At 55.3% G+C, this 6,928-nt stretch carries 4 protein-coding genes and 1 pseudogene; all 5 read right to left on the bottom strand.

The features are described 5' to 3' along the window. Positions 1 to 180 precede the first annotated feature (180 nt). Positions 181 to 358: pseudogene (locus tag L6966_RS12330) on the bottom strand (IS3 family transposase); the annotation flags it as partial. A gap of 199 nt (positions 359 to 557) precedes the next feature. After that, complete coding sequence (locus L6966_RS11805; RefSeq protein ID WP_237225349.1) at positions 558 to 836, bottom strand: hypothetical protein; 279 nt, start codon at positions 834 to 836, stop codon at positions 558 to 560. Between the two features lie 22 nt (positions 837 to 858). Next, positions 859 to 1,245, bottom strand: coding sequence for a hypothetical protein (locus L6966_RS11800; RefSeq protein ID WP_237225351.1), 387 nt, complete (start codon positions 1,243 to 1,245; stop codon positions 859 to 861). 460 nt (positions 1,246 to 1,705) lie between these two features. Next, complete coding sequence (locus L6966_RS11795; protein WP_237225353.1) at positions 1,706 to 2,140, bottom strand: hypothetical protein; 435 nt, start codon at positions 2,138 to 2,140, stop codon at positions 1,706 to 1,708. Then, the coding region (locus L6966_RS11790) for an RHS repeat-associated core domain-containing protein (RefSeq protein ID WP_237233450.1) at positions 2,133 to 6,928 on the bottom strand (4,796 nt) is incomplete at its 5' end. The genes L6966_RS11790 and L6966_RS11795, both read right to left, overlap by 8 nt.

The following is a 6,928-nucleotide window of genomic DNA, read 5'->3' as shown; positions in this document are numbered from 1 at the left end:
TGCTGAGGTCTAGGCCTTGTTCTTTGGCTTGGGTGATGAGGTTTTGGGCGAGTTGGTGTTCTGTTGTCATGGTGTTATTTTCTCCTGTTGGGGTTTGGAGGGTTTACACCGTTTTTCTGACAGTCCCCTCGATTCCGAAGAGATCCTTGTGCATGTCGATGAATCGGATCATCAGCGGGCCGGACGGTCGAGCTCGGCGCACGGATTAAGCTGAGGCCGCTTTTAGGATTTCGTTGGCTCGTTTCAATTCGGCGTTTTCCTTGCGGAGTCTGCGGTTTTCAGCTGCCATGTCGCTGCTGGTCCCGGGGGCGGATCCTTGATCGATTTCGGCTTGTTTGTGCCATTTTCGTAGGGTTTCGGGGCTGATGCTGAGGCGTTCTCCGATGTTTCGGCAGGCGGTGTAGATACCCTGATCGGGGTTGTTTTCGAGGTGGTCGGCCAGGAGTCGGGTGGCTCGTGTTTTGAGTTCTTGGGGGTATTGGGTGGGCATGGGTTTTGTTCCTTTGCTCTTTTTGTTTGTTTCTAATTTACGGGAGCGGAACTAAACCCAGTACATATCACACATCACCAGACCCCACCACACGACCAGCACGCAACCCCCGCACCTTATCCCCACCAATCGAAGCATAGATCATCAACCCAACAAACCAATACACCTGAGCAGAAAACGTCAAAAACAAGGACAAAAGAACAAACCCAAGAACCACACCCACCAAACCCAAGGGGAAATACAAGAGACCAAACTTCAGCGCACTTGAGGTACGCCCCGCCAACATATTCGCCAATGGAATATTCACACCAGCCACAATCAAAGCAGCAAGCAAACCAAGGATCATAATGTTTTACCTTTCCAAAAAATTATTCAACCGGGGTTGTCGAAGTGATGCCATCCGAGCTTCGCATATCATTGCCAAGTGAAAGCCCCATTACATTAAACTCAAACTTCTTCCCCACATTAGCCGCAAGAAATTCTGCTAAACCAGCCTCATTCATTCCTGCCGGTGTATTCATCTTAGAAACACTTAGATTTCCACACTCCTCAGTTTCTACCAGCACTGAAGTAGTAGGAACAGGCCCCCTTGAACCACCACTAGAATTTGATTTAAGCTCCGCTGAAACCACCGTACACACCCGATGCTGGGCACCAGAATTATCAATAAATGATAACAAGACGGCCCCAACAACAATTAAGCCCAAAATAACACCAGTAACAGTACTAGCCAGTGACTTCTTTTTCTTACTCATACAAAAATGCTTTCTTGTGGCTCATTCAGCGACTCAGTCTCAACATTATCAACATGTTTTATCACCGATTAAATGATTTCCCTAAATCTTCAGTAGCCCCCTTTCCCACAGTAGTCAGACCACTATTATTAGCATCTCTTCGGTTCCATTCATCCAGATTAGTAGTCAACGCGTAGCTCCCCACACCCTCTACATAATCCTTCGCCCGATCATACCCATAATCCAGCACAGGATTATCCAACCCCGGTATCACCGGCTTCAAACCACCCATCAAACCACCACCACCAGAAGCCACAACCATACTGATATGTACTGGGTTTCGTCCACACCTTCCGCCCAACCCCAACGGAAGGTGTGGACGAAACCCAGTACATATCAGAATCAAAAGACACCGAACTCACAGACCGCACCGGCCCACTCGACGCCACACCACCAGAAACAATCTGCCTAATAGCACCAGCTACTTGCTCAAATCCAAACCCTCAATACCGACAATCATCGTAGGACTAAAAGGCATCTGCCACACCCCCACCTCAACACTCACCTTCTGACCCTTAAACTCACGAATACGCTCAACCAGCTCATCATCACTCAACCCATGATATTTCCCCTGATATACCAGGTCAGAACAATCAGGGCTCTGAATATAAATACTGGATGAAGAACTATAAGACCGAGATCCACTACTGCGGCTTATTGCAGCTGTGATGGTGCATTCTTCTGAATGATGAAAAGCCCTGTTAACAGTGCCTGAAAACAGCACCGTAGCAGTTCCGTACACAACCGGCACGCCGAACACTAACAAAAAAAGCCACGCCCGTACACGCTCACCAACAGTAACCTGCTGCTTAGGCCCCTGCCTCCTAGGCTTAGACCCCTTAGAACCTTTACTCACCAGGCACCTCCGTCACCTCATCAACCAACACCGCACCAGAACCCGCAGAAGGATCAAAAGACACCGACTTCAAAGACTCCACCGGCCCACGCGACGCCACACCACCAGAAACAGCCTGCTTAAGACCCCCGATGGTAGCTTCTAAGGCATTCCACCCTGGACCCTTATAATCCTCATCCCGATAGGACTCATACTGCGGCGAATACGTCATCGGAGCACCCGAATACGACACCACACCATTGACAAAATCACCAATACCATCAGAAACCATAGAACGCCCCTTAGCCAAGACACCCTCAGCAGCCTTCCAACCAACTTTCTGGAACGCATCATCAAATCCCTTTGACACCTTCCCCGGCAACAAAGCATTCGACACCGCAGGCACACCCCAGGCAGAGACCAAACCAGAACCAGTCACCCGATGCCCATCCGTAATATACGTCAACGACGTATCCACACCAGCCTCAACATAGGCCTCAACACCCTCACGAAAACCAACAGAACCAACCCTCGAAGCCCACGAACTATACCGCGCAGCCTGCCGCTGCAAACCAATCTGAGTCTGCTTCAACCCCGAAACCACCCTCGGCACCGAATTCTTCGTCGCAGGATTTGTCGCCACCTTCCTAAACACCTGAGAAATCTGCTGACCAACACCACCAGCACGAGCACTAAACCGAGAAGCAACAGAAGAAAAGACCTTAGAACCAATCTTAGTTACCGCACCAGCAACACCAGCACCAAAACCACCAGCAATACCACCAATCGAAGCACTGGTCGCAATCTTCCGCCAATCAAGACCCTTACCACTGATCAGCTGAGAACCCAGCTCCATACCACCAGAAATAGCCATACCAGCCAGAATACTCCACCCAATTGGGCCAGAAACCACCGCAGCAGCCACACCAACAGCAGCTACGCCCAGTGCAATCCAACCAGCATTATCACGAGCAAAATCAGCAAGACCCTTACCAGCTCGCTCTACCGCACGGCCCCGAACATCAGCCCGATACTCCCGAAACTCAGAAGCCGTCATCGGAGACAGACCCCACGGATCCACCAACCCCACCGGATCATTCCCCACAAAGGCATACACATTAGAGGCCCAACCAGCACCCACCGGCGAAACCAACGGATCAGGAGAAATAAACCCACGAGACACCGCATCATAAGCCCGGGCCCCCAGGACCTCCAGGCCAGCAACCTGCAAAGACCCAGCCACCGTCACCCCAAAACCAGGGGCAGCAGCAGAAGGCACAGCAGAAGCAGCCCCAGCAACAGACCCAACAGCACCACCGGCCAAAGGCGAAACACCAAACGGATCCACCCCACGAGACCCCAACACATCCTGCACCACAGCACCCGCCAAAGACACCGGCACACCACCCAGGGCGCTCACCGTCGGCGTATCAGCTACCGGATCCCACACCACAGAACACACACCGCTCCCCTGATCAGCAGGTACACCCGTCCCCTGGGCACCAGCAACCCGGCCCAACGCATCATTCCACAAACGCACCACCTGGCCAGCACCAGAATTAGCATCAGCACCAGCACCAGTACTCACCTCAGCCAGCAAACCAACCGGTGAATAAGCAAACTCAGTAACAGCACCATTACCAGCCACCCAGCGCACACGACGGCCCAACCCGTCATAGACCAACTCACTGACACCCAGAGCAGAATCAGCCAAACCAACCAGCTGACCAGCCCCATCATAAGAGTACTCGCGCACCACACCATCAGCAGTGCTCTCCTTGATGAGGAAACCAGCCTCATCGTAAACAAAAGAATGCACCCCAGCAGCAGAACGCACCGAGGTCAACTGATGGGCTTCATCGTAGGTAAAGAGCCGCAGCCCGTCGGCAGAATCATCAATACCGATGACCAGGCCCTGGGGGCTGTAATAGGTAGTAGTGGTGATTTGCTCACCGTCATCGGTGGTGCGGACGTCGATGGTGGCCCAGCCGCCGTCGGTGACATAGGAGGCACCGGTAGCAGCAACCTTATCGGCAGCATCAGAGCTAGCAGTATCACCGGCGTCAGAAGCCTGCCCCTGAACTACCGTCGGCACCACATCAAAAGCCCGCAGAACCTGGCCCTTAGCATCACTAATACGCACCAACTGCCCATGCCCGTCATAGTGATACTCCAAACCCTCAACCACACCACCATCAGCAGCAGAACGCACCGCTGAGGACAGCAAGCCGGTACCTGGCTCATAGGCGTAGTCGGTTCTCGCCCCATCAACACTCAGGCTGGTACGCAAACCATCCCGATCATAGGTCATCACGCTTTCGTGCCCTGCACCAGCGTGAGAACCAGCTACTGACTGGCGCACCAGTCGGCCCACCCGGTCGTGCACCAGAGTGTGCACTGCCGGGGCGCCGGTCTGCTCATCCACCAGACCCACACCCAGATCAGTGTAATCAAACACAGTGGTAGTGCGGGCAGCAGCATCACGCTCAACCCGGCAAATCAGCTGCTGGTTGAAACGGGTGGTTGCCAGCGAACCAGCTGCATCGTAAGTGTAAGAAAGCACATCAGCATCCGGGCTCACTGAACTGACCAGGCGCCCGGCGGCATCGTAGGAGGTAGTGGTCTTACGGCCCAGCGCATCGGTGCGGCACATCAGCTGACCGGCAGCATCATACTCAAAGAAAGTGCTTTCCCCACGCGGATCAGTCACACTAGCAACCAAACCAGCAGCAGTATAGGTATACCGCGTCTTACCGCCCAGACCGTTGATGGCAGTGACCAGCTGACCAGCAGCATCATAGACAAAGCGGCGGGTGCCGAACTTGCGGTCTACAGCAAAGACCAGACGCCCACAGGCATCATACCCGTAACGGGACACCCCAGTATTGGTACGCACCACTACCGGTCGGGACGCAGCATCATAGGTGATCTCCTCACGCACACCAGAAGAGGTGGAGCGGGTGATAACCCGCGAATCAGCGTCGTATTCCAGGGTGGTGATAACCCCGGTGGGCTCTCTCATGGTGGACGGGCGGCCGCAGGCGTCATAGGTAAAGGACGTCACCCGCCCCTCAGGCGAGGTCACCGAGGTCACCTCACCGCGCCCATCACGACTAATCAGGGTCAAAGCGCCTTCAGCATCGAGAATCTCCACCACGTTCCCGGCAGCGTCATAGGTGTAGATTTCCTCAGAGCCATCCGCCGCGGTTTCTTTAACCGGGCGGCCGTAAGCATCAAAACTGGTGGTGTGGGTGCCAAAAGCGTCCTTGACCTGCAACAGCCCAGAGCGACGCTGATAGGCGGTACTCACCCGCACACCGGTGGGGTCAACCACCGCAGCCAGCTCACCATTGGCATCAAATTCACGGGACCACCGGTGACCCAGCGGATCAATGACCGCAGTATTCTGCATCAGCTGGTCATATTCCAGCGCCCAGAGCGCGCCATCCGCGCCGGTAACCGACACCAGGTTGCCCATGGAGTCAAAGCCACGGGTGCTCACCCGGCCCAGCGGGTCAATGGTTTTAGCCACCTCACCAGCCGCGTTGTACTCATAGGTGGTTCTTGCCCCGGCAGGGTCAGTCATACTGGTCAGGCGCCCACCGGGCCCATACCCGAAACGCCACACCGCGCCGTCCGCATCTTCACGGGAGACCAAAAGACCGGCAGCATCATAGGTGAACCGGGTGGTCAGCCCCAGCGGGCTGACAATACGCTCAATACGCCCGGAAGCATCACGCACAAAGGAGGTCACATCCCCAGCGGCATTGCTCACAGCAGTCATCTCACCAAAAGCGTTATAAGAGCAGGTGACTGAGACACCGGTGGGGCCAACCATCGAGGTCAACAGGCCGCCCTCCCAGACCATCTCAGTACGCCCACCCAAAGCATCAACCAGCACGGAGGGGTTACGCTCAACCCCGGTAGCATCAGCATACTCATAAGACACCACCGCCCCGTTAGCTGTCATCAGCGTAATCAAACGGTCGTGGGCATCATACTCATAGGTGGTATCGGCACCCTCAGGGCTTACCTCACGCGCCAGCAAACCGCGCTTGGTGTAGGCGCGCACCGTCATAGCACCATCACGCTCAGTGACTGACACCCGGTTATTGAAAGTATCGTAGGCCATGGTCTGGCGCCTCTGGTGCGCATCAATCATGCCCACCAGGCGGCCCTTAGCATCAGAAACCCAGGAGTTGGCGTGCGAGCCGTCCTCATTGGTCACCAGGGTGACGCCGCCTGCCAGGTAGGAGTAGCGGCGGGTGACCCCGTGCGGGTAGTTCTGTGAACGCACCCGCCCCAGGGCATCATAAAAGTTTTCAACCTCAACCGTGCCATCAGCAGCAATCACCGCGCTGATCAGACCCTGCTCGTTGTAATCGTAGACCCTGGGCCCAAGCGCAGAGCGGGCACCGGTTAGCCTGCCCTCACGGTCATAGAGGTACTCCATGCGGGTGCCATCATTGGACTGCGCATAGGCCACACGGCCAGCAGCGTATTCAATACCGATACAACGGCCACGGGCATGCTGCAGAGCCACAATCTGGCCCTGCTCATCACGGTTCACAGTGAGCACATCCCCAGCACCTACGCTGTGGGCCAGCCAGTCACCGGTAGAGCTAAAGGCCCACCAAGCGCCGGCGTTATCACGCACCACCAGCACCTGGGCGGCATCGGTGGGTAGGGAAACCGGCAGGTCAGCGGTGTTCTCACGGGTCAGCCACAGAGCATGCAACTCCGCACGGTTCCAACCCTCACCGCAGCGGGGGAAGATCAGGTGCTGGCCGTCCTCTTTGACCCAGGTCG

This window comes from Rothia nasisuis (genome assembly GCF_928381405.1).
GTDB classification, from domain to species: domain Bacteria; phylum Actinomycetota; class Actinomycetes; order Actinomycetales; family Micrococcaceae; genus Rothia; species Rothia nasisuis.
The sequence above is the reverse complement of the archived record's forward strand: the minus strand, read 5'-3'. Positions and strand labels throughout refer to the sequence as shown.

What these genes read in the sequence shown, in the direction of transcription:
- L6966_RS11800 (WP_237225351.1), bottom strand. Translation starts at nt 1,245, where the DNA reads ATGAGTAAGAAAAAGAAGTCACTGGCTAGTACTGTTACTGGTGTTATT.
- L6966_RS11805 (WP_237225349.1), bottom strand. Translation starts at nt 836, where the DNA reads ATGATCCTTGGTTTGCTTGCTGCTTTGATTGTGGCTGGTGTGAATATT.